The sequence below is a fragment of the Pseudomonas sp. Z3-6 genome, from assembly GCF_051131985.1.
Classification (GTDB): domain Bacteria; phylum Pseudomonadota; class Gammaproteobacteria; order Pseudomonadales; family Pseudomonadaceae; genus Aquipseudomonas; species Aquipseudomonas zanjanensis.
In genome coordinates, this window is the sequence record NZ_CP071644.1 from 1,543,862 (window position 1) to 1,570,513 (window position 26,652).

General features: G+C 61.8%; 22 protein-coding genes. 4 read left to right on the plus strand and 18 right to left on the minus strand.

All coding sequences use genetic code 11. The features are described 5' to 3' along the window. Window positions 1–25: 25 nt before the first annotated feature. The 5 genes from J3P88_RS07015 to J3P88_RS07035 all read right to left on the minus strand — a co-directional run bounded on the left by J3P88_RS07015 (window position 26) and on the right by J3P88_RS07035 (window position 7,905). The gene (locus J3P88_RS07015) at window positions 26–1,402 is read right to left on the minus strand and encodes an L-serine ammonia-lyase (RefSeq protein ID WP_434574523.1); all 1,377 of its coding nucleotides are present in this window, start codon (window positions 1,400–1,402) and stop codon (window positions 26–28) included. Between the two features lie 202 nt (window positions 1,403–1,604). Beyond that, a complete protein-coding gene (gcvP, locus tag J3P88_RS07020; protein WP_434574524.1) occupies window positions 1,605–4,454 on the minus strand; it encodes an aminomethyl-transferring glycine dehydrogenase in 2,850 nt (949 codons plus the stop codon). Between the two features lie 10 nt (window positions 4,455–4,464). After that, the gene (gene gcvH / locus J3P88_RS07025; RefSeq protein WP_434574525.1) at window positions 4,465–4,848 is read right to left on the minus strand and encodes a glycine cleavage system protein GcvH; all 384 of its coding nucleotides are present in this window, start codon (window positions 4,846–4,848) and stop codon (window positions 4,465–4,467) included. Between the two features lie 425 nt (window positions 4,849–5,273). Then, entirely contained in the window at window positions 5,274–6,782 is a 1,509-nt protein-coding gene (locus J3P88_RS07030) for a sigma-54-dependent transcriptional regulator (protein ID WP_186706339.1), read from the minus strand. Window positions 6,783–6,999: 217 nt separating this feature from the next. Continuing rightward, complete coding sequence (locus tag J3P88_RS07035; RefSeq protein ID WP_434574526.1) at window positions 7,000–7,905, minus strand: LysR family transcriptional regulator; 906 nt, start codon at window positions 7,903–7,905, stop codon at window positions 7,000–7,002. 113 nt (window positions 7,906–8,018) lie between these two features. Between J3P88_RS07035 and J3P88_RS07040 the strand changes: the two genes are divergently transcribed. Further along, window positions 8,019–8,897, plus strand: a complete 879-nt coding sequence (locus J3P88_RS07040; RefSeq protein WP_434574527.1) for an MBL fold metallo-hydrolase — start codon at window positions 8,019–8,021, stop codon at window positions 8,895–8,897. 262 nt (window positions 8,898–9,159) lie between these two features. After that, complete coding sequence (locus J3P88_RS07045) at window positions 9,160–9,774, plus strand: NAD(P)-dependent oxidoreductase (protein WP_434574528.1); 615 nt, start codon at window positions 9,160–9,162, stop codon at window positions 9,772–9,774. An 8-nt stretch (window positions 9,775–9,782) separates the two neighbouring features. Here the strand turns inward: J3P88_RS07045 and J3P88_RS07050 are convergent, their stop codons facing one another. The 11 genes from J3P88_RS07050 to J3P88_RS07100 all read right to left on the minus strand — a co-directional run bounded on the left by J3P88_RS07050 (window position 9,783) and on the right by J3P88_RS07100 (window position 22,413). After that, window positions 9,783–10,112, minus strand: a complete 330-nt coding sequence (locus J3P88_RS07050) for a GlpM family protein (RefSeq protein WP_434576373.1) — start codon at window positions 10,110–10,112, stop codon at window positions 9,783–9,785. A 25-nt stretch (window positions 10,113–10,137) separates the two neighbouring features. After that, window positions 10,138–11,418, minus strand: coding sequence for a sigma-54-dependent transcriptional regulator (locus tag J3P88_RS07055; RefSeq protein WP_238349475.1), 1,281 nt, complete (start codon window positions 11,416–11,418; stop codon window positions 10,138–10,140). A 44-nt stretch (window positions 11,419–11,462) separates the two neighbouring features. Further along, window positions 11,463–13,364: a sensor histidine kinase gene (locus tag J3P88_RS07060; protein WP_186706334.1), complete on the minus strand. Its 1,902-nt coding sequence runs from the start codon at window positions 13,362–13,364 to the stop codon at window positions 11,463–11,465. Between the two features lie 216 nt (window positions 13,365–13,580). Beyond that, complete coding sequence (locus J3P88_RS07065; protein ID WP_018614195.1) at window positions 13,581–14,315, minus strand: amino acid ABC transporter ATP-binding protein; 735 nt, start codon at window positions 14,313–14,315, stop codon at window positions 13,581–13,583. Beyond that, window positions 14,312–14,983, minus strand: coding sequence for an amino acid ABC transporter permease (locus J3P88_RS07070; protein ID WP_014339892.1), 672 nt, complete (start codon window positions 14,981–14,983; stop codon window positions 14,312–14,314). The genes J3P88_RS07065 and J3P88_RS07070 overlap by 4 nt, the downstream gene beginning before the upstream one ends. Further along, window positions 14,983–15,729 carry an amino acid ABC transporter permease gene (locus tag J3P88_RS07075; protein ID WP_053124568.1) on the minus strand — a complete coding sequence of 249 codons (747 nt, stop codon included), beginning with the start codon at window positions 15,727–15,729 and terminating at the stop codon, window positions 14,983–14,985. The genes J3P88_RS07070 and J3P88_RS07075 overlap by 1 nt, the downstream gene beginning before the upstream one ends. A 190-nt stretch (window positions 15,730–15,919) precedes the next feature. Next, entirely contained in the window at window positions 15,920–16,834 is a 915-nt protein-coding gene (locus tag J3P88_RS07080) for a glutamate/aspartate ABC transporter substrate-binding protein (protein WP_434574529.1), read from the minus strand. A gap of 449 nt (window positions 16,835–17,283) precedes the next feature. Continuing rightward, window positions 17,284–18,822 carry a glycerol-3-phosphate dehydrogenase gene (gene glpD, locus J3P88_RS07085; protein ID WP_434574530.1) on the minus strand — a complete coding sequence of 513 codons (1,539 nt, stop codon included), beginning with the start codon at window positions 18,820–18,822 and terminating at the stop codon, window positions 17,284–17,286. Window positions 18,823–19,141: 319 nt separating this feature from the next. Beyond that, window positions 19,142–19,897 (minus strand): DeoR/GlpR family transcriptional regulator, encoded by a 756-nt coding sequence (locus tag J3P88_RS07090; RefSeq protein WP_186706331.1) that lies wholly within the window; start codon window positions 19,895–19,897, stop codon window positions 19,142–19,144. Between the two features lie 85 nt (window positions 19,898–19,982). Then, window positions 19,983–21,488 (minus strand): glycerol kinase GlpK, encoded by a 1,506-nt coding sequence (gene glpK, locus J3P88_RS07095; RefSeq protein ID WP_186729806.1) that lies wholly within the window; start codon window positions 21,486–21,488, stop codon window positions 19,983–19,985. A gap of 73 nt (window positions 21,489–21,561) precedes the next feature. Then, window positions 21,562–22,413, minus strand: coding sequence for an MIP/aquaporin family protein (locus J3P88_RS07100; RefSeq protein ID WP_434574531.1), 852 nt, complete (start codon window positions 22,411–22,413; stop codon window positions 21,562–21,564). A 325-nt stretch (window positions 22,414–22,738) separates the two neighbouring features. On the opposite strand from J3P88_RS07100, the gene ybaK reads away from it, so the two are divergent. After that, window positions 22,739–23,209 (plus strand): Cys-tRNA(Pro) deacylase, encoded by a 471-nt coding sequence (gene ybaK / locus J3P88_RS07105; protein WP_053124560.1) that lies wholly within the window; start codon window positions 22,739–22,741, stop codon window positions 23,207–23,209. A 174-nt stretch (window positions 23,210–23,383) separates the two neighbouring features. Then, a complete protein-coding gene (locus J3P88_RS07110; protein WP_186706327.1) occupies window positions 23,384–24,172 on the plus strand; it encodes a PhzF family phenazine biosynthesis protein in 789 nt (262 codons plus the stop codon). A 107-nt stretch (window positions 24,173–24,279) separates the two neighbouring features. Here the strand turns inward: J3P88_RS07110 and J3P88_RS07115 are convergent, their stop codons facing one another. Together J3P88_RS07115 and argF are read right to left on the minus strand one after the other, a co-directional pair. Further along, window positions 24,280–25,389: an ABC transporter ATP-binding protein gene (locus J3P88_RS07115; protein ID WP_186729807.1), complete on the minus strand. Its 1,110-nt coding sequence runs from the start codon at window positions 25,387–25,389 to the stop codon at window positions 24,280–24,282. After that, entirely contained in the window at window positions 25,386–26,306 is a 921-nt protein-coding gene (gene argF, locus J3P88_RS07120; RefSeq protein ID WP_186706325.1) for an ornithine carbamoyltransferase, read from the minus strand. The genes J3P88_RS07115 and argF overlap by 4 nt, the downstream gene beginning before the upstream one ends. Window positions 26,307–26,652 lie beyond the last annotated feature (346 nt).

Sequence of the window (26,652 nt, forward strand, 5' to 3'; positions counted from 1 at the left end):
TCCTGGAAAATGAAAATGACGCGCGTCAGCATTCGATGATGTTGACCGCCAGACCGCCGCGGGCGGTCTCCTTGTATTTGCTTTTCATGTCGGCGCCGGTCTGGCGCATGGTGCGGATGACTTTGTCGAGGGAGACGAAGTGATGCCCGTCGCCGCGCATGGCCATGCGCACCGCGTTGATGGCCTTCACCGAACCCATGGCGTTGCGTTCGATGCACGGCACCTGCACCAGGCCGCCGATCGGGTCGCAGGTCAGGCCGAGGTTGTGCTCCATGCCGATCTCGGCGGCGTTTTCCACTTGCTGCACGGTGCCTCCGAGCACTTCGCACAAGGCACCGGCGGCCATGGAACAGGCCACGCCCACTTCACCCTGGCAACCGACTTCGGCGCCGGAGATGGAGGCGTTTTCCTTGTAGAGGATGCCGATGGCGGCGGCGGTCAGCAGGAAGCGCACCACGCCGTCCTCGCTGGCCCCGGGGATGAAGCGCATGTAGTAATGCAGCACGGCCGGGACGATGCCCGCCGCTCCGTTGGTCGGGGCGGTGACTACGCGCCCGCCGTAGGCGTTCTCTTCGTTGACGGCCAAGGCATACAGGTTGACCCAGTCCAACACCGACAGCGGATCGCGCAGGGCGGCTTCGGGGTTCTTGCATAACTGGCGGTGCAACGCCGCGGCCCGGCGCTTGACCTTCAGCCCGCCCGGCAGAATCCCTTCGTTGCGACAGCCCGCCGCCACGCAGTCCTGCATCACCTGCCAGATCTTCAGCAGGCCGGCGCGGGTCTCGGCTTCGGGGCGCCAGGCGCTTTCGTTGGTCAGCATCACCTGGCTGATGGACAGGCCATAGGTGCTGCAATGGCCCAGCAGGTCCTTGGCACTCTTGAACGGGAAGGTCAGGGGCGTGGCGTCTTCGACAATGCGGTCGGCACCGGCGGCGTCTTCATCGACGACAAAGCCGCCACCGACCGAGTAGTACTCGCGGCTGCGCACTTGCAGCCCGGCGGCATCGAAGGCGCGGAAGATCATGCCGTTGGGGTGAAAGGCCAGCGGCTTGCGGATCATCGCCAAGTGCAGCTTTTCATTGAATTCGATGGAGCGTTCGCCGAGCAGGTTCAGGCGACCGTTGCTGCGGATCTCCTGGAGCCGGGCGTTCACCGTCTCGGTGTCCACGGTGTCGGGGTGCTCGCCCTCCAGGCCCAGCAACACGGCCTTGTCACTGCCGTGGCCCTTGCCGGTGGCCCCGAGCGAGCCATAGAGCTCGACCTTGACGCTGGTAGTGCTTTCAAGCAGATCGTCACGGCGCAGCCCCTCGACAAAACGGGCAGCGGCACGCATCGGGCCGACGGTATGGGAGCTGGAAGGACCGATACCGATCTTGAACAGGTCGAACACGCTTAACGACATGGTGTTTCTCCGGTTTCTTTTTATGAGATCGACGGTTTTTATGAGATTCGCGTAGATCCAATGTGGGAGCGGGCTTGCTCGCGAAGACGGGGTGTCAGCCAAGTAAGCGTCGACTGATACGCCGCCTTCGCGAGCAAGCCCGCTCCCACAAGGGGATAGGCGGTGTTTGTTGAGAGGGCGAGCGGACCCGCCCCTTCACAGATCAAGCGTAGCTTTCGATCGACGGGCAGGCGCAGACCAGGTTGCGGTCGCCGAACACGTTGTCGACCCGGCCCACGGGCGGCCAGTACTTGCCTTCGACCAACGACGCCACCGGGTACACCGCCTGTTCGCGGCTGTACGGGTGGGTCCAGTCGCCGACCAGTTCCGCCGCGGTGTGCGGGGCGTTCTTGAGCGGGTTGTCGTCTTTGTCCAGGCTGCCGTTTTCCACCGCGCGGATTTCTTCGCGGATGCAGATCATGGCGTCGCAGAAACGGTCCAGCTCTTCCTTGGATTCGCTTTCGGTCGGCTCGATCATCAACGTGCCGGCCACCGGGAACGACATGGTCGGGGCGTGGAAACCGAAGTCGATCAGGCGCTTGGCCACGTCATCGACGCTGATGCCGCTGCTGTCCTTGAGCGGACGCAGGTCGAGGATGCATTCGTGGGCCACCAGACCGTTGCTGCCGGAGTAGAGCACCGGGTAATGCTCTTCCAGGCGACGGGCGATGTAGTTGGCATTGAGGATCGCCAGTTGCGAGGCGCGCTTGAGGCCGGCGCCGCCCATCATGCGGATGTACATCCAGGTGATTGGCAGGATGCTCGCGCTGCCGAACGGCGCCGCGCACACCGCGCCTTCCTTGCGTTCCATGTTGGCGTGGCCCGGCAGGAACGGCGCCAGGTGCGACTTGACGCCAATCGGGCCGACGCCCGGGCCGCCACCGCCGTGAGGGATGCAGAAGGTCTTGTGCAGGTTCAGGTGCGACACGTCGCCGCCGAACTTGCCCGGGGCGCAGAGGCCGACCATGGCGTTCATGTTGGCGCCGTCGATGTACACCTGGCCGCCGTTGTCATGAATGATGCCGCAGATTTCGCGGATGCCTTCTTCGAACACGCCGTGGGTGGACGGATAGGTGATCATCAGCGCAGCGAGGTGTTCGCGGTGCTCGATGGCCTTGGCGCGCAGGTCTTCGATGTCGACGTTGCCACGGGCATCGCAGGCGGTCACGACCACGCGCATGCCGGCCATGTTGGCGGTGGCCGGGTTGGTGCCGTGGGCCGAGGAGGGGATCAGGCAGATGTCGCGGCGGTCTTCGCCACGGCTCTGGTGATAGGTGCGGATCGCCAGCAGGCCGGCGTATTCACCCTGGGAACCGGCGTTGGGTTGCAGCGACACCGCGTCATAGCCGGTGGCGGCGCAGAGCATGGCTTCCAGCTCGTCGGTCAGTTGCTGGTAACCAGCGCTCTGCTCGGCCGGGGCGAACGGGTGCAGGGCGCCAAACTCGGCCCAGGTCACCGGGATCATTTCGCTGGCGGCGTTGAGTTTCATGGTGCAGGAACCCAGCGGGATCATGGTGCGATCCAGGGCCAGGTCCTTGTCGGCGAGCTTGCGCAGGTAACGCATCAGCTCGGTTTCGGAGTGGTAGCGGTTGAACACCGGGTGGCTGAGGATCGCCGTTTGGCGCACCAGCTCGGCCGGGATGCGGCTTTGCACGTTGGCGGCCAGTGCGGCGAAGTCTGGCAGGGCCTTGCCGTCGGCCAATAGGTTCCACAGTGCTTCAATGTCAGCCTGGTTGGTGGTCTCGTCCAGGGACAGTCCCAGGCGTTCAGTGTCCACCACGCGCAGGTTGATGCGTTGGGCGCGGGCCTTGTCGTGCAGGACGGCGGTTTGCGCGCCGGTGTGCAGGGTCAGGGTGTCGAAAAAGCTCTCTTGCTCGACGGTCAGGCCCAGCGCGCCCAGGCCCTTGGCAAGGATTGCAGTCAGGTGATGGATGCGGTTGGCAATTTGCACCAGGCCCTTGGGGCCGTGATACACGGCGTACATGCTGGCGATGTTGGCCAGCAGCACTTGGGCGGTGCAGATGTTGCTGGTGGCTTTCTCGCGGCGGATGTGTTGTTCGCGGGTCTGCATCGCCAGGCGCAGGGCCGGCTTGCCGAAACGGTCCACGGAAACGCCGACCAGACGGCCCGGCATGTCGCGCTTGAACGCATCCTTGGTGGAGAAATAGGCCGCGTGCGGGCCGCCGAAGCCCAGCGGCACGCCGAAGCGCTGGGCGCTGCCGATGGCGACGTCGGCGCCGAATTCGCCCGGAGGCGTCAGCAGGGTCAGGGCCAGCAGGTCAGCGGCGACGGCCACCAGGGCGTTGGCGGCGTGGAAGCGTTCAGTCAGTTCGCGGTAGTCGAACAGGTCGCCATTGCTGGCCGGGTATTGCAGCAGGGCGCCGAAGAAACCGCTGACGTCGCTCAGTTCGCGCTCATCGCCCACCACCACGTCGATGCCCAGGGGCTCGGCACGGGTGCGCAGCACGTCGAGGGTTTGCGGGTGGCTGTGGACTGAGGCGAAAAAGGCGTTGCTGCCCTTGTTCTTGCTCAGCCGCTTGCAGAAGGTCATGGCTTCGGCGGCGGCGGTGGCTTCGTCCAGCAAGGAGGCGTTGGCGATCGGCAGGCCGGTGAGGTCGCTGATCAGGGTCTGGAAGTTCAGCAGTGCTTCGAGACGGCCTTGGGAAATTTCTGGCTGGTACGGAGTGTAGGCGGTGTACCAGGCCGGGTTTTCCAGCAGGTTGCGCAGGATCGGTGCTGGCGTATGGCAGTTGTAGTAGCCCTGGCCGATGTAAGTCTTGAACAGTTGGTTCTTGCCGGCGATGGCCTTGATCGAGGCCAGTGCATCGGCTTCGCTCTGGCCGTCGCCCATGTCCAGCACGCTGGTGCCCTTGATGCTTTCCGGGATGACGCTGGCGCTCAGGGCTTCCAGGGAGTCGTAGCCCAGGCGTTCGAGCATGGCTTGCTCGTCGCCTGCACGCGGGCCGATGTGGCGGGCGATGAATTCGTTGGCGGTGCCGAGATTAACGGTCATGGGGCGCTCCTCAGGCTTCGGCGTTGGCTTTGATCAGGCGATCGTAGGCATCTTGATCCAACAGCTTAGCCACTGCGCCGGCGTCGGTCGGTTTAAAGCGGAAGAACCAGCCTTCGCCCAGCGGATCTTCGTTGACCAGTTCTGGGCTGGCGTCGAGTTTGTCGTTCACTTCGAGCACTTCACCGTCCAGGGGCATGTACACGCCGCTGGCGGCCTTGACCGACTCCACGGTGGAGGCTTCGGCGCCTTTTTCGTAGGCCTGCAATTCAGGCAGTTGCACAAAAACCACGTCGCCCAATGCGTTCTGCGCGAAAGCGGTGATGCCTACGGTGACGCTGCCGTCGGCTTCGGCGCGCAGCCATTCGTGATCTTCAGTGAAACGCAACTCGCTCATGGAAACTCCTGGGGCCAGATTCGTCTGGTGGACGCGAAGAAAGGCGCGGGGCTTGGCCCGGCCGAATGGTTATTCCCATAGCAAGAATGCGGCCAATGTTATTAATGGCTTATATATCAATGGGTTGAGTGGAGATGTCGAGATGTGGATTGGCTTGGCTGTAGCGAAATCGCTACAGCTGCAGGCCTGGAAAAAATCGTTGTGGGATCAAAGCCTTGCACCATGCAGGTTAGCGCGGCGTGTAGCGATATCGTTCCGCTGTAGCGCTTTCAGTACAGTGGAGGTCGTTTTTGACGCGATTTCGACCACAGCTCAGAACCTCTGTGGGAGCGGGCTTGCTCGCGAAGACGGTGTGCCAGCCAAGTTGATGTTGACTGACACACCGTCTTCGCGAGCAAGCCCGCTCCCACATGAACCGAGTAAAGCTAAGGCTTCCCGGAAATACCGTACTTGCGCAACCGATGGGCAATCGCGGTATGGGAGGTCTGCAGGCGGCTGGCCAACTGGCGGGTGGACGGGTAGTTGGCATACAAACTTTCAAGCAGGTGCTTCTCGAAGCTTTCCACAGCCTGTTCCAGGCTCTCGACTTCCACATCACCTTGGCGCGCTACCGAGGTGCCGGCGATGTCGAGGTCGCCGATGTCCACCAGGCTGCTTTCGCAGATGGCGGCGGCGCGGAAGATCACGTTCTGCAATTGCCGCACGTTGCCCGGCCAGCGATTGCCCAACAGTGCCGGATACGTGCCGGGAGCGAGGCGGCAGACCGGGCGCTGGATCTGCGCGCAGGCCTGCTGCATGAAATAACGCGCCAGCAGCAGGATGTCCTGGCCGCGCTCACGCAGCGGCGGCACTTCGACGTTGAGCACGTTCAGGCGATAAAACAGGTCTTCGCGGAACGAGCCTTCGCTGACCATTTTCTCCAGGTTGCGGTGGGTGGCGCTGAGGATCCGTACGTTGACCTTGATTTCCCGGTCGCCGCCCACCCGGCGGAAGCTGCCATCATTCAGGAAACGCAGCAACTTGGCTTGCAGGTACGGCGACATCTCGCCAATTTCATCGAGGAACACCGTGCCTTGGTTCGCCAGCTCCATCAGCCCTGGCTTGCCGCCCCGTTGTGCGCCGGTGAAGGCGCCGGGGGCGTAGCCGAACAGTTCGCTTTCGGCCAGGTTCTCCGGCAGCGCGGCGCAGTTCAGGGCCAGGAACGGCGCGCTGTGTCGGGCGCTGATGGCGTGGCAAGCCCGGGCCACCAGTTCCTTGCCGGTGCCGGTTTCGCCCTGGATCAGCAACGGTGCATCCAGGGCCGCGACGCGCTGGGCCCGGGCCTTGAGGGTGCGGATCGCCGGGGATTCGCCCAGCAGCGCGTCGAAACCTTCGGCGTGATCGTGATGCAGGGCCGACAGGCGCTCGCCGATGCGGTTGGGCTGATAAAGCGTCAGCAGCGCGCCGGCATCGGTGATGGGCGTGGCATCCAGGAGCAAGGTCTGGCCGTTGAGGGTGATTTCTCGAAGCGGCAAGCGGAAACCGTTCTCCAGCAGGGCGCCGAGCAATGCCTCGTCACCGAACAGCTCGGCCACGCTTTCCCCGGCCGGTTCACGCCCGTACAGGGCAATCAGCGCCGGGTTGGCCAGCAACACCTTGCCGGCGCTGTCCAGGGCCAGCACCGGGTCGGTCATGGCGGCCAGCAAGGCATCGAGCTGCAAGTGCCGGCGCTGGCCCGGCAGGATGTCCACCACGGTAACGGCCTGCACGCCGCGCACGCTGAACAACGCCTCGCGCAACTCGTCGAGCACTTGCGGGCTGAGGGTCGGGGCGTCGATGTAGACGTTGGGCGGCACCATCTCCACGGCATCCAGGTTGAGATTGCGCCCACCGAGCAAGGCCAGGACTTCCTGGGTGATGCCGACGCGGTCGATGAAACTGACGTGGATACGCATGGGGCGGTTTAGGGTTCTGGAGTGCGGAGGGTGGCCAGTATGCCTTGGGGCGGGCTGTTGGTGAAATCCCGACGCAGCCTTGAGAGCAACGGTGACCCCCCTGTGGGAGCGGGCTTGCTCGCGAAGGCGGTGTATCAGTCGACATCTAATTGGCTGACACTACGCCTTCGCGAGCAAGCCCGCTCCCACAGGAGATCGGAGGTGAGACGGGTATCGTTTAGAGCCCCACATCCCACTCAGGCGTCTCAGGAAACTTCAACACCAGAAAATCCAGCAGGCTGCGCAACGCCGACGGCATGTGCTTGCGTGAGGCGTACACCGCATACATGTTCATCCGGCGCGGTTCGGCGTGGCCCAGCAGGCGCACCAGTTCACCGCTCTGGATATGCGGGCCAGCCTGGTAGCTGGGCAGCATCGCCACGCCCGCGCCGGCTATCGTGGCCTGGAGCAAGGTGCTGGCTTCGTTGGCGCTGATATTGCCTTGCACCGGCACCGCGATCGGCTCGCCGTCTTGCTCGAAATGCCACAGGCTCTTGCCAACGTAGGAATGGGTCAGGCAGTTGTGCCGGCTCAGATCTTCCACGCGCAGCGGTGTCGAGTGCTCACGCAGATACCGCGGCGACGCGCAGATCACCGAGCGGCAGACGGTAAGGCGGCGTGCGATCAGGTTCGGGTCCAGGTCGTTGCTCATGCGGATCGCCAGGTCGATGCGTTCATCCACCAGGTTGACGGTGCGGTCGAGCATCTGCAGATCGACGCTCACCCCTGGGTAGCGCTTGACGTATTCGGCCATGGCGCTCGCCAGTTGGGCCTGGCCGAAGGAGGTGCTGGCACTGATGCGCAACATGCCCCGTGGCGCGTCGTCCGGGGTGCCAACGGCGGCTTGCATGTCGCCGGACAACTCCAGCATTTGCCGGCAGCGCGGCAGGATCTCCGTGCCGGCGGCGGTCAGGCTCAGTTTGCGCGTGGTGCGGTGCATCAGCCGGGCACCGACCCAGTCTTCCAGCTCCGCCAGGTAGCGTGACACCACCGGCCGCGACAGGTCCAGGTGCTCGGCCGCCGCTGACTGGCTACCGAGGTCGACCACCGTGACGAACACCCGCATTGCTTGTAGACGATCCATGATTTGCCCGCTTTCAGAAACAAACTATGTCCCAGCATCGCATTTTTTGTAACGAGTCAGGCAACTAAGCTCAGTCACATCCCCTGACGGGTTTTTGGACAACGGAGCACACCATGACCGGACTTATCCCACTCAAGCGCCTGCTGCTGGCCACCGCCGCCCTGGCCTTCACCGCCCAGGGCTGGGCCGCCGATTTGACGCTCGACGTCTACAACCCCGGTGCGGCGGCGGTTTTTCCAGTGACGTCGGTGTTGGTCAGCGGTGAGAAGGAGGCGATTTTGGTGGACGCCCAGTTCGGCAAGACCCAGGCCGAGCAGGTGGTGGAGAAAATCCGCGCCAGTGGCAAACGGCTGACCACGATCTACATCAGCCATGGCGATCCTGACTACTATTTTGGCTTGGAAACCCTCACCGCCGCGTTCCCTGAGGCCAAGGTGCTGGCGTCGGCGCCGACCGTCGAACACATCAAGCACACCCTGGACGGCAAGCTGAAATATTGGGGGCCGATCCTGAAGACCGATGCACCCACCAAGGCCATCGTGCCTCAGGTGTTGAAGGGCGACAGCCTGACCCTGGAAGGCCAGCGCCTGCAGATCGTCGGCCTCGATGGCCCGCAACCGGACCGCAGTTTCGTCTGGATTCCATCGATCAAGGCGGTGGTTGGCGGTGTCGTGGTGGCCGAGAACATTCATGTGTGGATGGCCGACACCCAGACGCCGAAGTCTCACAAGGATTGGCTGGCGACGCTGGATCACATTGAAAAGCTGCAACCGGCCACGGTCATTCCCGGCCATTACCTGGGTGAAAGCGCCCGTTCCCTGGCCCCGGTGACATTCACTGCCGGTTACATCAAGGCCTTCGATGAGGAAACCGCCAAGGCCAAGGACTCTGCCGCGTTGATCGCCGCCATGAAGCAACGCTACCCGAAGTTGGGTGAAGACAGTTCCCTGGAACTCAGTGCCAAGGTGGCGAAAGGCGAGATGAAGTGGTGAGGTATTGAGACAGCGATGAGGCTGGGCTGATGCGCTTTTGTGGCGAGGGAGCTTGCTCCCGCTGGGCTGCGCAGCGGCCCCAATACCAGACAGTGAGTCGTACCTGGCGCTCCGCATGAGCATTTTTGCGACTGCTGCGCAGCCGAGCGGGAGCAAGCTCCCTCGCCACAAGGGCTTCATTTCAAGCCCTAAAGGCTCATGTCACTTGGAAATATTCAAGCAACTGCTTCAGTAGCATCTTGTGTAATCAACGGAGAATACCATGAGCAAAATCGCAATCATCGGCGCCACCGGGCGTGCGGGTAGCCAGCTGTTGGAAGAGGCCCTGCGCCGTGGTCACAGCGTAACGGCCATTGCCCGCAACACCGCGAAAATTGGCGAAAGGACCGGGGTGGTCAGCAAACAGCTGGATGTATTGGACAGCGAGGCGTTGACTGCGGCCATCGCCGGCCACGACGTGGTGATCAGTGCCGCGCACTTTGCCACCGTGCCGGCCGACAAAATCATCGCACCGCTGAAGGCCTCCGGGGTCAAGCGCTTGCTGGTGGTCGGCGGGGCCGGTTCGTTGCTGCTGCCGGATAACAGCCGGGTGATCGACAGTGATGGTTTTCCTGAGGAATACCTGGCCGAAGCCAGCGCCGGTGCCGTGTTCCTGGATGTGCTGCGCAAGGAACAGGACTTGGACTGGACCTTCCTCTCGCCTTTGGCGGAGTTCGTTGAAACCGAGCGCACCGGGCAGTTCCGAGTGGGCAAGGACCACCTGCTGTTTGATGACACCGGGCGCAGTTGGATCAGCTTTGCCGATTACGCCATCGCGATGATCGATGAAGTGGAAACGCCGCAGTTTTCGCAAAAGCGGTTTACCGTCGGCTATTGATCACAGAATCAGCCGTGAAGCCGCACCCAGACGCTGACCAGCACCGTCGCCGCCATCAGCCAGGCGACGGCTGCCACGGCCAATGAGGCTTCGAGGCGCATGCGGTCGATCATCACGTACAGCGTTGCGAGATAGACGAAGTACGGAATGATCGACCACATGCCAAACACGATGGTGGTCTTCAGGTCGTCCACCGAGCGGCCCTTGCCGACGATGTAGTGGGCGATCAGGGCGAAGGTGGGGAACAGCGGCACCAACCCGGCGATGTAGTAATTCCTGGTCTTGGCGAGCATCGCCAGGATGACCACAACGGCGGCACCCAGCGCCGCCTTGAAAATCAGATCCACAGCTTCACATCCCAGGTCAGTGGCTCAGGCCATATTTTTTGACTTTGTCGAACAGCGTGGTCTTGGCCATGCCCAGTTCCTGGCTGGCCTGGGTCAGGTTGCCACCGCTGCGTTGCAGGGCGTCCACCAGCAGGTTGCGTTCGAAGGCTTCCACCGCTTCGGCGAAGGCCAGGCCCTGGCTGCCACCGCTGGCGCCGGAGCGCTTGAAGGCCGGCAGGCCCAAGGCGTAGCGCTCGGCGACGTTGCGCAGCTCGCGCACGTTGCCCGGCCAGTCATGGCTCATCAGGTTCGACAGGGTCTGGTTGTCCAGCTCCGGCACCGTGCGGTCGAAGCGCAGGGACGACTGCTGTAGGAAATGCTCGAACAGTTGCAGGATGTCTTCGCGCCGCTCGCGCAGGGGCGGCAGCTCCAGGGTCACCACGTTGAGGCGGTAATACAGGTCGCTGCGGAACTGCCCGGAGCGGCCCATTTCGTCCAGGTCGGACTTGGTGGCGGCGATCACCCGGCAATCCACGGCCACGCTCTGGTTCGAACCCAGGCGTTCGAGGGTGCGTTCCTGCAACACGCGCAGCAACTTGATCTGCAAGGGCAGGGGCATGCTCTCCACTTCATCGAGGAACAGCGTGCCGCCGTCGGCGTGCTCGATCTTGCCGATCCGGCGCTTGCCGGCACCGGTGAAGGCATTGGCCTCGTGGCCGAAAATCTCGCTTTCGAACAGGTTTTCCGGCAAGCCGCCGCAGTTCAGCGCGACGAACTGCTTGTCATGGCGCCGACTGAAATCATGCAGGCAGCGGGCGACCAATTCCTTGCCGGTGCCGGTTTCGCCTTCGATCAGCACGTTGGCCGAGGTGTCGGCGACGTTGGCGATCAGCGCGCGCAGGTGCTGCATGGCCGGCGAGCGACCAATGATCCGGCCTTCCAGGGAATCGCGTTCGGCCAGTTGCCGCCGCAGCGATGACACTTCCCGTGCCAGGCTGCGCTGCTCCAGGGCGCGGCGGGCGACGTCCACCAAGCGTTCAGGAGAGAAGGGCTTCTCCATGAAGTCATAGGCGCCTTTTTGCATGGCGCCCACGGCCATGGAAATGTCGCCATGGCCGGTGATCAACACCACCGGCAGGCTGCGGTCCCGCGCCTTGAGACGGGTCAGCAGTTCCAGGCCGTCGATGCCCGGCAGGCGAATGTCGCTGATGACGATGCCGGCAAAGTTATCGTCGACCCGCTCCAGCGCCTCTTCGGCGCTGCCCACGCCGACGCAGGGAATGTCTTCCAGGCTCAAGGCCTGCTGGCAGCCCAGCAGGACGTGGGGGTCGTCTTCGACGATCAGTACGCTCAGGTCGTGGTTCATAGCGGCTCGGCAGGTGAAGGGTTCACCAACGGTAGGTTGAGGACAAACGTGGTGCCACGCTCAAGCGGGTACTCGACGCCCAGGTGCCCACCCGCGGCGGCGGCCAGGCTCGCCGAGAGCGTCAGGCCCAGGCCCAGGCCTTGTTCGCCAGGCTTGGTGGTGAAGAACGGTTCGAACAAATGCTTGCGGGCCTCAGGATCGATGCCGTGGCCATTGTCGCGCACCCGCAAGCGATATTTACCGTCGGCGGCCTGGCCTTCGAGCCACAGTTTCGGCTCGGGTTGCGTCTGCATGGCGTCCAGGGCATTACCGATCAGGTTCACCAGGATCTGTTCCAGGCGGGTCTGGTCGATTTGCAATTGGACGTCATCGAAACCGCTGTGGATCTGGATGTCGAGGTTTTCCAGGCGTCCGCCCAGCAGTTGCAAGGCGGCTTCGACGGCTTTGCCCAGGCTCGCTCGGCCCTGGTCATCGCCGCGGCGGGCAAAGGCGCGCAGGCTGGCGGTGATCCGGCCCATGCGGTCGATCAATTCGTTGATGGTATTGAGGTTGGTGCTGGCGATGTCCAGTTGGCCGCGCTCAAGGAAGCGTACGGTGTTGCCGGACAAGGTGCGCAACGCCGCCAGCGGCTGGTTGAGTTCATGGGCAATACTGGTGGACATCTGGCCGATGGCCGCCAGTTTTCCGGCCTGGACCAGTTCGTCCTGGGCCCGGCGCAAGGTCTCTTCGGCCTGGCGTCGCTCGCGGATCTGGCCCTTGAGTCGTTCGTTGCTGGCACGCAGGTCGGTGGTGCGTTCGGTAATCCGACGCTCGAGCTGGTTGTTGGCTTCCTGCAACGCTTCCCGGGCCGCGAGACGGGTGGCGATGACCTTGCGCCGTTCGTTCCAGGCGATCAGCAGGAACGCCACCAGGGCGAAGGCCACGGCCACCAGGATGCCTTGGTTGATCGCCTGGCGACGCAGGTCTTCAAGGGGCGTCAGCAGGGTGAAATTCCACGGGGTATCGCTCAAGGGCCGGGTTTGCGACAAATAGCTGATGGCGCGCTCGTCGGACACCAGTTGGGTGTTGGCCGGGAAGGTCAGCTTCTCCATGCCTTCGGCCAGGCGCTCCCGGGCCAGGGGCACCAGCTCGTTCAAAGGGAACCAATAATATTGCAGGCTGCGGGCCAGGCGTTCCTTGGTCTCGTCGCTCAGGGGGCGCACCGACTTGAGCCGTCGCGCCGAGTCGCTGGACAGGATGATGATGCCGTTTTCATCACTGACGAACGCCTCCAGCCGCGCCCGCTGCCAGCGCTCCTCCATGGCTTCGAGGCGCACCTTGACCACGGCGACGCCGATGATCTTGCCCTGTTGTTCCAGGCCATGGGCGAGATAGTAACCGGGCTCGCCATTGGTGCTGCCGATGCCATAGAACCGTCCCGGCTGGCCGCGCACGGCGTTCTGGAAGTAGGCGCGGAAGGACAGGTCTTCGCCCAGATAACTGTCGACATCACGCCAGTTGCTGGTGGCCATCACCCGGCCGGTGGTGTCCATCACGTAGATGGCCCGGCTGCGACTGCGGCGGTTCAGGCCTTCGAGGTATTCGTTGACGGTCTTGCGATGCTCGGGCGTCGGGTCGTCCAGCAGTTGCGAGACGCTCGACTCAAGCTCCAACAGGCTGGGCAGGTAGGTGTACTTGCTGATCTCGCTCTCGACCGCACGGGCGTGCAGTTCCAACTGGCGCTCACCATTCTCGGCGAGGCCGCGTACGCCGTAGTGCTCGCTGATCCAGAAGCCGAGGTAACCCAGGCCGATCATCAGCGCAATGACCAGCGGCGGCAGGAACAGATGGCGGATCAGGCGGGGTTTCACGGCGAGTGATGGCGGCGCGGCGCGATAAAGGGTGGGGTCGCATTTCATCACAGAAGCCTTGGGTCAACCAGTGTGGCGGCGGTCGTCCTTCGAACGCGGTCCTGTGGCGAGGGAGCTTGCTCCCGCTCGGCTGCGAAGCAGTCGCAAAACGGTTCATGCGGTATGCCAGATACATTGCATTTGCCGGTTTTGGGGCCGCTGCGCGACCCAGCGGGAGCAAGCTCCCTCGCCACAAGGATCAGCGCGCCTAAAGAAGGCGACGCTTTAGTGCTGCAGGATTTTCTCGAGGAAATGCTGCGCACGTTCGGAGCGGGCGCTGATGTCGCCGAAGAACTCTTCTTTCGGGCAGTCTTCGATGATCTGGCCCTGGTCCATGAAGATCACCCGGTTCGCCACTTTGCGGGCGAAGCCCATTTCGTGGGTCACGCACATCATGGTCATGCCTTCGTGGGCCAGTTGCACCATCACGTCGAGCACTTCGTTGACCATTTCCGGGTCAAGGGCCGAGGTCGGTTCGTCGAACAGCATCACCACCGGGTCCATCGCCAGCGCACGGGCAATCGCCACGCGCTGCTGCTGGCCGCCGGAGAGCTGGCCCGGGTGTTTGTGGGCGTGGGCCGAGAGACCCACGCGCTCAAGCAATTGCAGGCCTTTCTTGGTGGCTTCTTCCTTGCTGCGGCCCAGCACCTTGATCTGCGCGATGGTCAGGTTCTCGGTGATGGTCAGGTGCGGGAACAGTTCGAAATGCTGGAACACCATGCCCACGCGCGAACGCAGTTTCGGCAGGTTGGTCTTCGGGTCGGCGATGGACGTGCCATCGACCACGATGTCGCCCTTCTGGAACGGCTCCAGGGCGTTCACGCACTTGATCAGCGTGGACTTGCCCGAACCCGACGGCCCGCACACCACCACAACCTCACCCTTGCTGACCTCGGTGCTGCAATTGGTCAGTACCTGGAAGTCCCCATACCACTTGTTGATGTTCTTGATAGAGATCATACGGCGAACCTTTTTTGCAGACGCTTGACCAGCAGCGAGGCGGCAAAGCTGATTGTGAAGTACACGAGACCTGCGATGATCAGGAACTCATTGGAGCGGCCGATGATGTCGCCATTGGCCCGCGAAGCATTGAGGAAGTCCACCAGGCCGACCGTGTAGACCAGCGAGGTGTCCTGAAACAGGATGATGCTCTGTTGCAGCAACAGCGGGGTCATCTTGCGAAACGCCTGGGGCAGGATGATCAGGCGCATGACCTGGCCATAGTTCATGCCCAGTGCCTGTGCCGCGCCCATCTGGCCCTTGGGGATCGACTGCACGCCGGCCCGCACGATTTCGCAGAAGTACGCCGCCTCGAACATCATGAACGCCACGACGCAGGAGCCGAACGCACCGATCGGCGTGTCTTCGCCGGTGATCCAGCGCAGCACGAACGGCACCGCCAGGTAGAACCAGGTGATGACCAGCAGCAGCGGGATCGAGCGGAAATAGTTGACGTAGGCGCCAGCGATATTGGAGACCAGCTTGTTGTGGGACAGGCGCATCAGCGCCAGGATCGTCCCCAGGATGATCCCGCCGACGACACCCAGGGCCATCAGCTTGAGGGTCATCACCATGCCGTTCCACAAGCCGGGAATGGCCGGGATGATGCCAGTGAAGTCGAATTCCATTATTTACCCCCCACGGAGATCAGGCCGGGCACCGCGACTTTCTTCTCGACCATGCGCATCAGCAGCATCAGGCTCATGTTCAGGGTGAAGTAGATCAGCGTCGCCAGGGTAAAGGCTTCGAACAGGTTGGCCGAGAACTCGGCGGTCTGCTTGGTCTGCGCGAGCAACTCCATCAAGCCGATCAGCGAGGCCACGGAGGAGTTCTTGAAGACGTTGAGGAATTCCGAGGTCAGCGGCGGAATGATGATCCGGTAGGCCTGGGGCAGCAGCACGTTCCAGTAGATCTGCGGCAGCTTGAAGCCCATGGCGCGGGCGGCGGATTCCTGGCCGCGCGGCAGCGCCTGGATGCCGGTGCGTACCTGTTCGCAGACCCGCGCGGCGGTGAACAGGCCCAGGCACACGACGACGCTCAGGTAGGCCGAGGTGGTCGGGTTCAGGTCCTGCTTGTACCACTCCTGCATGTCGGCGGGCAGCAGGTCCGGCACCAGGAAGTACCAGATGAACAGCTGAACCAGCAGCGGCACGTTACGGAAAAGCTCTACGTAGCACGTGGCGATACCCGACACCAGCCGGTTCGGTACGGTACGCATTACACCCAGGATCGAACCCAGCAACAGGGCGATGATCCAGGCGACGACGGCGATGGCGATGGTCCAGCCCAGGCCGGCCACGTACCAGTCGAGATAAATCTCGCTGCCCACGCCGGTGGACTTGAAGAACACGCCCCAGTCCCAGTTGTAATTCATTAGGGTCTCCCCTCAGATCGTTCGATATACAAATGCCCGCCTGGGGAAGCTCCGTTCCCGCCCGGCTTGGAGGCCAGGCACACGCGATCGGCTCGACAGCCACCGGTTCGAGTATTTCCAGATTTGCCAGCAGGGAGTGACCATCCCCTGAAAGAGCGGGGCCCCTTCAGGAGATAAGGTTAGTCAGAAATCAGGATTTCTTGTCGTCAGCCGCTTTATCGGTCGGCGTGGCGATCAGTGCCTTGAGTTCGTCGCTCATCGGGAAGTTGAGATTCAGGCCTTTTGGCGGGATCGGTTGCATGAACCATTTTTCGTAGATCTTGTTGATCTCGCCCGAAGCGTAGGTGGCCTTGATGGCGTCATCGACAACCTTTTTGAACGGCTCGTCGCCCTTGCGCATCATGCAGCCGTAGATTTCGTAGGACTGTGGGGTGCCGGTGACAGCCCAGTCATCGGCCTTCTTGGCCTTGGCGGCTTCGCCAGCCAGCAGGGCGTCGTCCATCATGAACGCGACGGCACGACCCGATTCCAGCATCTGGAAGGATTCGCCGTGGTCCTTTGCGGAGATGACGTTCATGCCCATCTGCTTGTCGGCGTTCATGGCCTTGAGGATGCGCTCGGACGTGGTGCCGGCGGTGGTCACGACGTTCTTGCCCTTGAGGTTGTCGAAATCCTTGTACTTGGAGTCTTCCTTGGACAGCAGCTTGGTGCCGATCTCGAAGATGCCAACGGAGAAGGCGACTTGTTGCTGGCGCTCGACGTTGTTGGTGGTGGAGCCGCACTCCAGATCCACGGTGCCGTTCTGCACCAGCGGGATACGAGTTTGCGAGGTGACCAGGTTGTACTTGACCTGCAGGTTCGGTACGTCGAGCTCTTTCTTCAGGGCTTCGACAACTTTCAGCTGGATGTCATGGGAGTAGCCGACCGGCTTGCCGGAAGCGTCTGCGATGTAGGAGAACGGAATGGAAGCGTCGCGATGCCCAAGCGTAACGACGCCGGACTCTTTGATCTTTTTCAGTGTGCCGGTCAGTTCGGCTGCGAAAACCGGCGTGCTGATCAGAGCGGCAGCAATGGCTGCGCCCAGGAGATGGGGAACGATACGCATCGATGTTTCCTCGACATTGTTTTTTTTATTTCGGCCGGTTCGTCGGCCCTGAGTACTTCGAAATGCCTGGCAGCTCCTGGTGTGTTGGCGTACAGGCATTCGTCTCGAGGAGTGTAGAGCATGAGTCGTGCCAGGCCAGGGCGGTCTGTTTAACTTGTTGTTTTACCTGGTGATTAATGTTCTGTTTCAGGTTTCGTGCGGGCTTCTTTATCCGGTTAGCCGAACTGACTGGCGGGTCTTGTTCGGAAAACCGAATGCCTTGGGCCTTCACACAATCCCTGTGGGAGCGGGCTTGCTCGCGAAGACGGTCTACCTGAACCGATGATGTTGAAAGTGCCGCCGTCTTCGCGAGCAAGCCCGCTCCCACAGGGTCTCTGTGATGGGCTCCAGAATGCGAAAAGCCCCTGAATCGCGGGATTCAGGGGCTCTTCGGTTTAGCCGGGTATCGCTCAGGCCGCTTCGATCTTGCGGCGATTGTGCTCGACCTTATCCAAGTACTGCTGCAGCTTCTGTTGCTCGGCGGGGGTGGTGAACAAACCCAGCTTGCTGCGGCGCCAGAGGATATCCTGGGCATCGACGGCCCACTCGTCGCCGCACAGATAATCGATTTCGCGGGTGTAGAGGCCGGCACCGATGTGCTCGCCCAGATCGCCGAGGTCGTGCACGCCTTCGAGCATGCGCCAGGTACGGCTGCCATAGGTGGTGGCCCAGCGTCGGGCGATGTCGGTTGGCAGCCAGTCGAATTTGTCCCGCAGCGCCGAGCACAATGCTTGCGGGGTGGTCATGTTTTCCCCGCCGGGGAGGGCTTCCACGGCGGTCCAGCTCCCGCGCATCTGTGTGAAGTAGGGGGCCAGTTGCGCCATGGCTGATTCGGCCAGTTTGCGATAGGTGGTCAGCTTGCCGCCGAATACCGACAGCAACGGGGCCTCTTGACCGCCGCCCGACAGCGCCAGGGTGTAGTCCCGTGTCACGGCCGATGGGTTGTCGGATTCGTCATTGCAAAGCGGGCGTACACCGGAGTAGCTGTGCAGGATATCGTCGCGGCTGATTTGCTTCTTGAAGTGAGCATTGACCACTTTCAACAGATAATCGGTTTCGCCTTCGGTAATCGCCACTTTGGCCGGATCGCCGGTGTATTCGCGATCCGTCGTACCGATCAAGGTGAACTGATTCAGGTACGGAATGGTGAACACGATGCGCTGATCTTCGTTTTGCAGAATGTGCGCATGCTCGCCTTCGTAAAGTTTCGGCACGATCAGGTGACTGCCCTGGATCAGGCGGATGCCATAGGGCGATTCCAGCTTCAGGTCATCACGAATGAACTTGGCCACCCACGGGCCCGCAGCGTTGACCAGCGCCTTGGCGTGGATCGAAAACAGGCTGCCGTCGGCGCGTTCCAAGTGCAAGTGCCACAGACCTTTGCTGCGACGGGCATTCACGCAACGGGTGCGGGTGTGGACATGCGCGCCTTTCTCCCGGGCGGCCATGGCATTGAGCACCACCAGCCGCGCGTCGTCGACCCAACAGTCGGAGTATTCGAAGCCTTTGGTGATCTCGCTTTTCAGTGCGCTGTCGGCCCCGAACTTCAGGCTCCTGGAGCCGGCGAGTTGCTCGCGTTTGCCCAGGTGATCGTAGAGGAACAGGCCGGCGCGAATCATCCAGGCCGGGCGCAGGTGCGGGCGGTGGGGCAGCACGAAGCGCATTTGCTTGACGATGTGCGGGGCCTTGGTCAGCAGCACTTCACGCTCGGCCAAGGCTTCGCGTACGAGGCGGAATTCATAATGTTCAAGGTAGCGCAGGCCGCCGTGGATCAGCTTGCTGCTCGCCGACGAGGTATGGCTGGCCAGATCGTCCTTTTCGCAAAGGAACACCGAAAGACCGCGACCGGCAGCGTCCGTGGCAATCCCCACGCCATTGATACCGCCACCAATGACGGCGACGTCATAGATCTCGGCGAGAGGGGGCGTAGGCAAGGTAGAAGTGGGCATCGGCTGGCCTCGGGCTCTTTTTCACAATATTTGAATTCGAACATAAATGTTCATTTGCGAAAATACTAGCCCATAAGCACAGTCACGACCAGTCGAATTCGATTGAAATTACTGATCGAATGCGGCTGAAAGGAAAATTTACGAACAAAAAGAGAATTGTGGAATGCTTCTGTGGCGAGGGAGCTTGCTCCCGCTGGATGGCGAAGCCATCCCAAGCAGGCTGGCGTTTTTCTTCAGGCTAACCGCACCAGGCCGATTTTACGACGGCTACGCCGCCGAGCGGGAGCAAGCTCCCTCGCCACAGGGGATCGGGGTGAAGTCAGACCACCTCCAGCCGAATCTTGTGCTGGGTCAATAGTTGCGCCAGGGCCGGTACCGGCTGCTGGTCGGTCACCAGGCAGTCGATCAGGCTGATAGGCCCCAGGCGGACCATGGCGTTGCGCCCGAATTTGCTGGAGTCCGCCGCCAACAGCACTTGCCGGGCGTTGGCGATGATGGCTTGGGAAACCCGCACTTCCTGGTAGTCGAAGTCCAGCAGGCTGCCATCTTCATCGATCCCGCTGATGCCCACCAAGGCGAAGTCGACCTTGAACTGATTGATGAAGTCGACGCTGGCCTGGCCCACCACGCCGCCATCACGCCGTACGTTACCGCCAGCGACCAGGACTTCGAAATCGTCCTTGGCACTGAGGATCGAAGCGACGTGCAGGTTGTTGGTGATGACCTTCAGATGGTTGTGATTGAGCAGCGCCCGGGCGATGGATTCGGTGGTGGTGCCGATGTTGATGAACAGCGAGGCGTGATCGGGGATCTGGGCGGCGATGGCTTCGGCGATGCGTTGCTTCTCGTCGCGCATCTGGTCCGCGCGCATGGCGTAGGCAGTGTTTTCCACGCTTGAATCGTAGGCGGCGCCGCCGTGGTAGCGGCGCAGCAGGTTCACTTCCGCCAGTTGATTGATGTCGCGGCGGATGGTTTGCGGGGTGACGACGAATAGCTGCGCCATTTCCTCGATGCTGACATAGCCGCGCTCGCGGACCAGTTCGAGGATTTGTTGCTGGCGTGGAGGCAGATTCATGGGGCTTCCTTTGGGCTGCCGTACAAAATTTGCCCATGATGCCGCAGGAATCCACTCCCGACCAGTTTCGGAATCTTGTCGGCCTTTATTCCGCGTCTTCGTGGGGCTCCCAATCGCGGGTGCGGCTGACGGCTTTCTGCCAGCCGGCGTAGAGTTTCTCTTTCGCCGGCTCCTCCAGTTGCGGTTCGAATTCGCGCTCGATCACCGCTTTGCCCCGCAGTTCTTCCAGGCTGCCCCAGAAGCCGCACGCGAGGCCGGCCAGGTAGGCGGCGCCCAAGGCCGTGGTTTCACGCATTTTCGGCCGCTCGACCCGGGTGCCGAGGATGTCGGCCTGGAACTGCATCAGGAAATTGTTCGCCACCGCGCCACCGTCGACGCGCAGGGCCCGGAGGCGTTCGCCCGAATCCTGCTGCATGGCGTCGAGTACGTCGCGGGTCTGGTAGGCAATCGACTCCAGCGCTGCGCGAATAATGTGATCGACCCGTACGCCGCGGGTCAGGCCGAACAGCGCGCCACGGGCATAGGGGTCCCAATACGGCGCGCCGAGGCCGGTGAAGGCGGGCACCAGGTACACACCGTTGCTGTCCTTGACCTTGTTGGCGAAGTATTCGGTGTCCAGGGCGTCGTTGATGATCTTCAGTTCATCGCGCAGCCATTGGACCGTGGAGCCGCCATTGAATACCGCGCCTTCCAGGGCGTAGGCCACTTCGCCACGTGGGCCGCAGGCGATGGTGGTGAGCATGCCGTGATTGGATTTCACGGCCTTCTTGCCCGTGTTCATCAGCAGGAAGCAGCCGGTGCCGTAGGTGTTTTTCGCCTGGCCCGGCTCCACGCACATCTGCCCGAACAGGGCGGCCTGCTGATCGCCAGCGATGCCGCCGATAGCGATGCCGCTCTTGGTGCGCCCGTAGATTTCCGAGGACGACTTCACTTCAGGGAGCATTTCGCGAGGGATGTCGAGGATCTCGAGCATCTTCGTGTCCCATTCCAGCGAGTGGATATTGAAGAGCATCGTGCGCGAGGCGTTGGTGTAGTCGGTGACGTGGACCTTGCCGCCGGTGAATTTCCAGATCAGCCAGCTATCGACGGTGCCGAACAGCAGCTCACCGTTGCGCGCGCGCTCGCGGCTGCCTTCGACGTTGTCCAGGATCCACTTGAGTTTGGTGCCGGAGAAGTACGGGTCGGTGACCAGGCCGGTGGTCTGGCTGATGTATTGCTCGTGGCCGTCGCGCTTGAGCTGTTGGCAGATCTCGGTACTGCGCCGGCACTGCCAGACGATGGCGTTGTAGATTGGCCGACCGGTGGTCTTGTCCCAGACCACGGTGGTTTCCCGCTGGTTGGTGATGCCGATGGCCGCCACTTGGTCATGGTGCAGGCCGGCCTGGGCCAGGGCCTCGACCATGACCGCGCTCTGGGTGGCGAAAATTTCCATCGGGTCGTGTTCGACCCACCCGGCTTGTGGGTAATGCTGGGCGAATTCGCGCTGGGCGGTGCAGACCACGTTGGCGTCACGGTCGAAGATGATCGCCCGCGAGCTGGTCGTACCCTGGTCGAGGGCAATGATGTAATTCTTGTTCTGGATATCGGTCATGTCGATTGCCTTGGGACGTAAAAGGAAGAAGCCACGGCGCAGGTTCGATGGGCAAGAGCCTGCGTCGACTGTTTCAGGATGTTCTGGGCTTGCCGTCAATGGCCGGTGTTGCATCCTTTGTAGCAGTTATGGCGCTGGGCAGGTGGCGGGCAATCAACCCGCGATAAGCCGCGGCACCGAGGCACGCACCGACGATCGGCGCAAAAACCGGAACCAGGAAGTACGGGATATCGCGTCCACCCGTGAGGGAAATTTCACCCCAGCCTGCGAAGAAAGTCATCAGTTTAGGACCGAAGTCCCGCGCCGGGTTCATCGCAAAGCCCGTCAGTGGTCCCATGGAACTGCCAATCACGGCAATCAGCAAGCCGATCAGCAACGGCGCCAGTGGGCCACGAGGCAAGCCGTTGTTGTCATCTGTCAGGGACATGATGACCCCCATCAGAATGGCGGTGATGATCGCTTCCACGAGAAAGGCCTGGCCAGTGGACAGTGCCGCGTGCGGGTAGGTGGAGAACACCGAGGCCAGTTCGAGGCTCGCTTCGGTGCCGCGAACCATGTGCCGGGATTGTTCGAAATCGAAGAATAGATTGCTGTACAGCGTATAGACCAGAAAGGCGCCGCAGAAAGCGCCGGTCACTTGGGAAATGATGTAGAAGGGCAGCTTGCGTTTTTCAAAGTCGGTGAACAGGCACAGGGCGATGCTGACGGCGGGGTTGAGATGGGCGCCGGAAATGCCCGCGCTCAGATAGATTGCCATGCTGACACCGACGCCCCAAATGAGGCTGATTTCCCACAAGCCGAAACTCGCACCCGCGACCTTGAGCGCCGCGACGCAACCGGTGCCGAAAAAGATCAGCAGGCCCGTTCCCAGGAATTCGGCCAGGCATTGGCTGGACAGGGGCGGCTGTTGTAAAGCAGTTGTCATTCAAACCTCGGTTTTTTTGTTGTTTTGCAGCGCGTTCGATACGGCACGATTGCGCGATTTCCACCGAGACAGGATCCCCATCCTGATCTCGGGTTGCAGCTTGAGACATGTAATGTGACTTTCAGTTTCGAAAAAATATAGACAAGAAACGCTGGTGTCAAAGGTCGAAAGTGAACCGTCGGTCATATTTAAACTATTCGCGCTGTGAATGACTCTCCTGTTGGCGCGGCATCACCGGTCTTTGCAGTGCAGTCCCGGAGCCTTTTCACAGGCGATGGCTTAGAATCCGCTCACTCGTTTTGGATTTCCTTTTTCAGGAGCGGTCATGACACCCGCGTTGGATCTGCTTAAGAAAGTGCGCGCCGAACATCGCATCCACAGCTATGAACACGACCCCAAGGCTGCTTCCTATGGCTTGGAGGCGGCGGAAAAGCTCGGGCTGGATCCGGCGCAAGTGTTCAAGACGCTGTTGGCGGCCAGCGAAAAAGGTGAGCTGTTGGTGGCGGTAGTGCCTGTGGCCGGGAGTTTGGATTTGAAAGGCCTGGCCCATGCCGCCGGGGTGAAAAAGGTCGAGATGGCCGACCCGGCCGCCGCGCAGCGTTCGACCGGGTATTTGCTCGGCGGTATCAGCCCATTGGGGCAGAAGAAGCGTCTGCGCACGTTTATTGACAGTTCCGCACAGCCGCTCGCCAGCATGTTCGTCAGTGCGGGGCGGCGTGGGTTGGAAGTCGAGTTGGCGCCTTCGGTATTGAAGGAGCACACCGGGGCGGCGTTTGCCGATATTGGGCGGGCTTGATAGCCGGGTGGCTGCTGGGCAGCCAAGCGGGAGCAAGCTCCCTCGCCACAGGGGCGTAAGGCCTGGTCGGTGTTTTTATCCGGCGCTGTAGGGTGAAAATTCTGCTGATCTGTCTCTGGATAAGCCTTGCCGTTGCACCCATGCTGGCGCATCAGAAAAATAAGGAGAAGTGCCATGCAGCTTGCGTTTCATCAGGTCGATGCGTTCAGTGACCGGCCATTCGGCGGTAACCCGGCGATGGTCTATCGGCTCGACGGCTGGCTTGCCGATGACTTGATGCAGAAGATTGCCGCCGAACATAACCTGGCTGAAACCGCGTTTCTGGTGCGTGAAGGCCAGCATTGGCATATCCGCTGGTTCACCCCCACCACCGAAGTCCCGCTGTGTGGGCACGCCACGTTGGCCAGCGCTTATGTGCTGTTCGAGGTCTATCACGAACCCGTTGAGCGCCTGGATTTCATATGCCGGTCCGGTTCGCTGAGCGTGACGCGCGAGGGGGATCGGCTGTGGCTGGATTTTCCGGCCGTCGTGCCTGCCGAACTGGGCGCCTCCCTGGCGGTGCAGAGTGCCTTGGGCGTCGAAGCGGTGGATGTGTTGAGTTCCAACGAACTGTTCGTGGTACTGGAATCGGAGCAAGCGGTGCTCGATTGCAAGCCGGACATGGCGGCCCTGGCGAAACTGCCTTGGCCCGGCGCTATCGTCACCGCACCGGGGAGCAAGCATGATTTTGTCTCGCGCTATTTTGCCCCGGCGATCGGCATCAACGAAGACCCGGTGACTGGCTCGACCCATTGCAGCTTGATTCCCTACTGGTCCAAACGCCTGGGTAAACACGGGCTGACGGCTTATCAATGCTCGGCCAGGGGCGGGGCGTTGTTTTGCCGGTTGGAAGGTGAGCGGGTGAAGATTGGCGGGCATGCGACGTTGGTGGCGAGTGGGACGTTGATGTTGGGGGCGCACTGACTTTTGTGGGAGCGGGCTTGCTCGCGAAGGCGGTGTGTCAGCTACATTGATGTTGAATGTGCTGCCCTCTTCGCGAGCAAGCCCGCTCCCACACTGGGGGTGCGTTATCAGTTGGCGGCGCTATAGCGCCGTACACCGCTGTCCACCGGCGGGATCTGCGCTGCCGTGCTGCCCGAGGCCTGGAACAGCACCAGGTGCTCAGCCGCCACGCGGATGCCGACGTCGGCGCCCACCTGATGGTCGGCATGGCTGGGGAAGATCGATTCCAATTGCGCGCCGGTGGGCAACTGCAGGCGATACAAGGTTGAGGCGCCCAGGAAGGTCTTGCCGATGATTCTACCGGTGAGGGGGCTGTCCGGCGCATAGACGATATCGTCTGGGCGCAGCAGCACGTCCACCGCACCGCCGATGGGCCAAGTGTAGGCGCGGTTGCCACGCAGGATGCCCAGTTCGGTCTGCACCGATTCCGGGCTGTCGAGCTGGCCACGAATGAAATAGCCCTGGCCAATGAAACTGGCAACGAATGGCGTCAGCGGTTCGTGGTACAGGTTGTAGGGCGTGTCCCACTGTTCCAGTCGACCTTCCTTGAATACGCCGACATGGTCACTCACGGCGAAGGCTTCTTCCTGGTCATGGGTGACCAGGATCGCGCTGGTGCCACGGGCCTTGAGGATGTCCCGTACTTCATGGCTGAGCTTGCGGCGCAGCTCGCCATCGAGGTTGGAGAACGGCTCGTCGAGCAACAGCAACTGCGGTTCCGGCGCCAGCGCACGGGCCAGGGCCACGCGTTGTTGCTGGCCGCCGGACAGTTCATGGGGAAAACGCTTGCCCAAGTGTTTCAGGTTGACCAGTTCCAGCAGCTCTTCGACGATGCGGTCCTTGTCCGGATGCTTGCGAATGCCAAAGGCAATGTTCTGTGCCACGCTCAGGTGGGGGAACAGGGCGTAATCCTGGAACACCATGCCGATGCGACGCTTTTCCGGGGCGAGGGTGAAACCGGCGCGGGAGATGGTTTCCCCAGCCAGTTGGATTTCACCCTCATGCACCGGTTCGAAGCCGGCAATGGCGCGCAACGTCGTGGTCTTGCCGCAGCCGGACGAACCGAGCAGGCAACCGATGTCACCGGCATTGAGGTGCAGGTTGAGGTTCTGGACGACCCGCTGGTCCTGGTAGCCGCAGGCCAGGTTGTGCAAGTTCAGCAGTAGGGCGTGGCTCATGCGTGGTGATACGCCGGCTCGACCAGGAACTCGAGCAGGGCCTTTTGCGCGTGCAGGCGATTTTCGGCCTGGTCCCAGGCTACCGAACGCGGATCATCCAGCAGGTCCATGCTGATTTCCTCGCCACGGTGGGCCGGCAGGCAGTGCATGAACAGCACGTCGGCATCTGCCAGGTCGAGCAGGGCCCGGTTGACCTGCAGTGGCGCGAACAGCTCCAGGCGCCTGGCGGTCTCTTCTTCCTGGCCCATGGAGGTCCAGACGTCGGTGCTCACCAGGTGCGCACCGGCCACGGCCTGTTTCGGATCGCGGACGATGGACACTCGGTCCCCGGCCTTGGCCAGCAGCTCGGCATTGGGGTCGAAGCCTTCAGGGCAGGCAATGCGCAGCTGGAAGTCGAATTGCATCGCCGCTTCTATATAGCTATTGCACATGTTGTTGCCATCGCCGATCCAGGCCACGGTCTTGCCTTGGATCGAGCCACGGTGCTCGAGGAAGGTCTGCATGTCGGCCAGCAACTGGCAAGGGTGCAGATCGTCGGACAGGCCGTTGATCACCGGTACGCGGGAATGGGCCGCGAACTCGGTCAGGGTGCTGTGGGCAAAGGTACGGATCATCATCGCGTCCAACATGCTCGACATGACGATGGCGCAGTCGCTGATGGGTTCGCCACGGCCCAGTTGGGTGTCACGGGGCGACAGGAAGATTGCCTGGCCGCCCAGCTGGATCATGCCGGCTTCGAAAGAGATGCGGGTGCGGGTCGATGACTTCTCGAAGATCATCCCCAGCACGCGGTTTTTCAAGGGCTCGAACAGTACGCCGCGGTTACGCAGGTCCTTGAGCTCCACGCCTCGACGGATCACGCCGAGCAACTCATCGGGCGTGAAATCCATCAGGGAGAGAAAGTGCCTTGCGCTCATGATTGACTACCTTTTTGTAACTGACCGCAGATGCTCAAAGCCTTGTCTAATGAAAAAACGGGCGAGACCTGCGGCAAAAGCCGCACGGGGCGACGAAATAGGGGAAGGCGCGATCTTATAATTAAATGTCGCGTCTTACCAATAGGGCTACGGTTTTTGGGGAGTTCAGCGAGGCCATCACGCGAATGCGATGGCGTAGTTGAGGCCGGTTTCCTGACAGCAGCGGTCCATTTGTACACTGGCGTTGCTCGGCTTGGCAATCAAGCCCGGCGCGCGCGCGGTGGTCGATGGCCCGTTTATGCCATGTCATTCCATCCTTTCGCCTGTCTGCTGGTGCTTGTGAAAC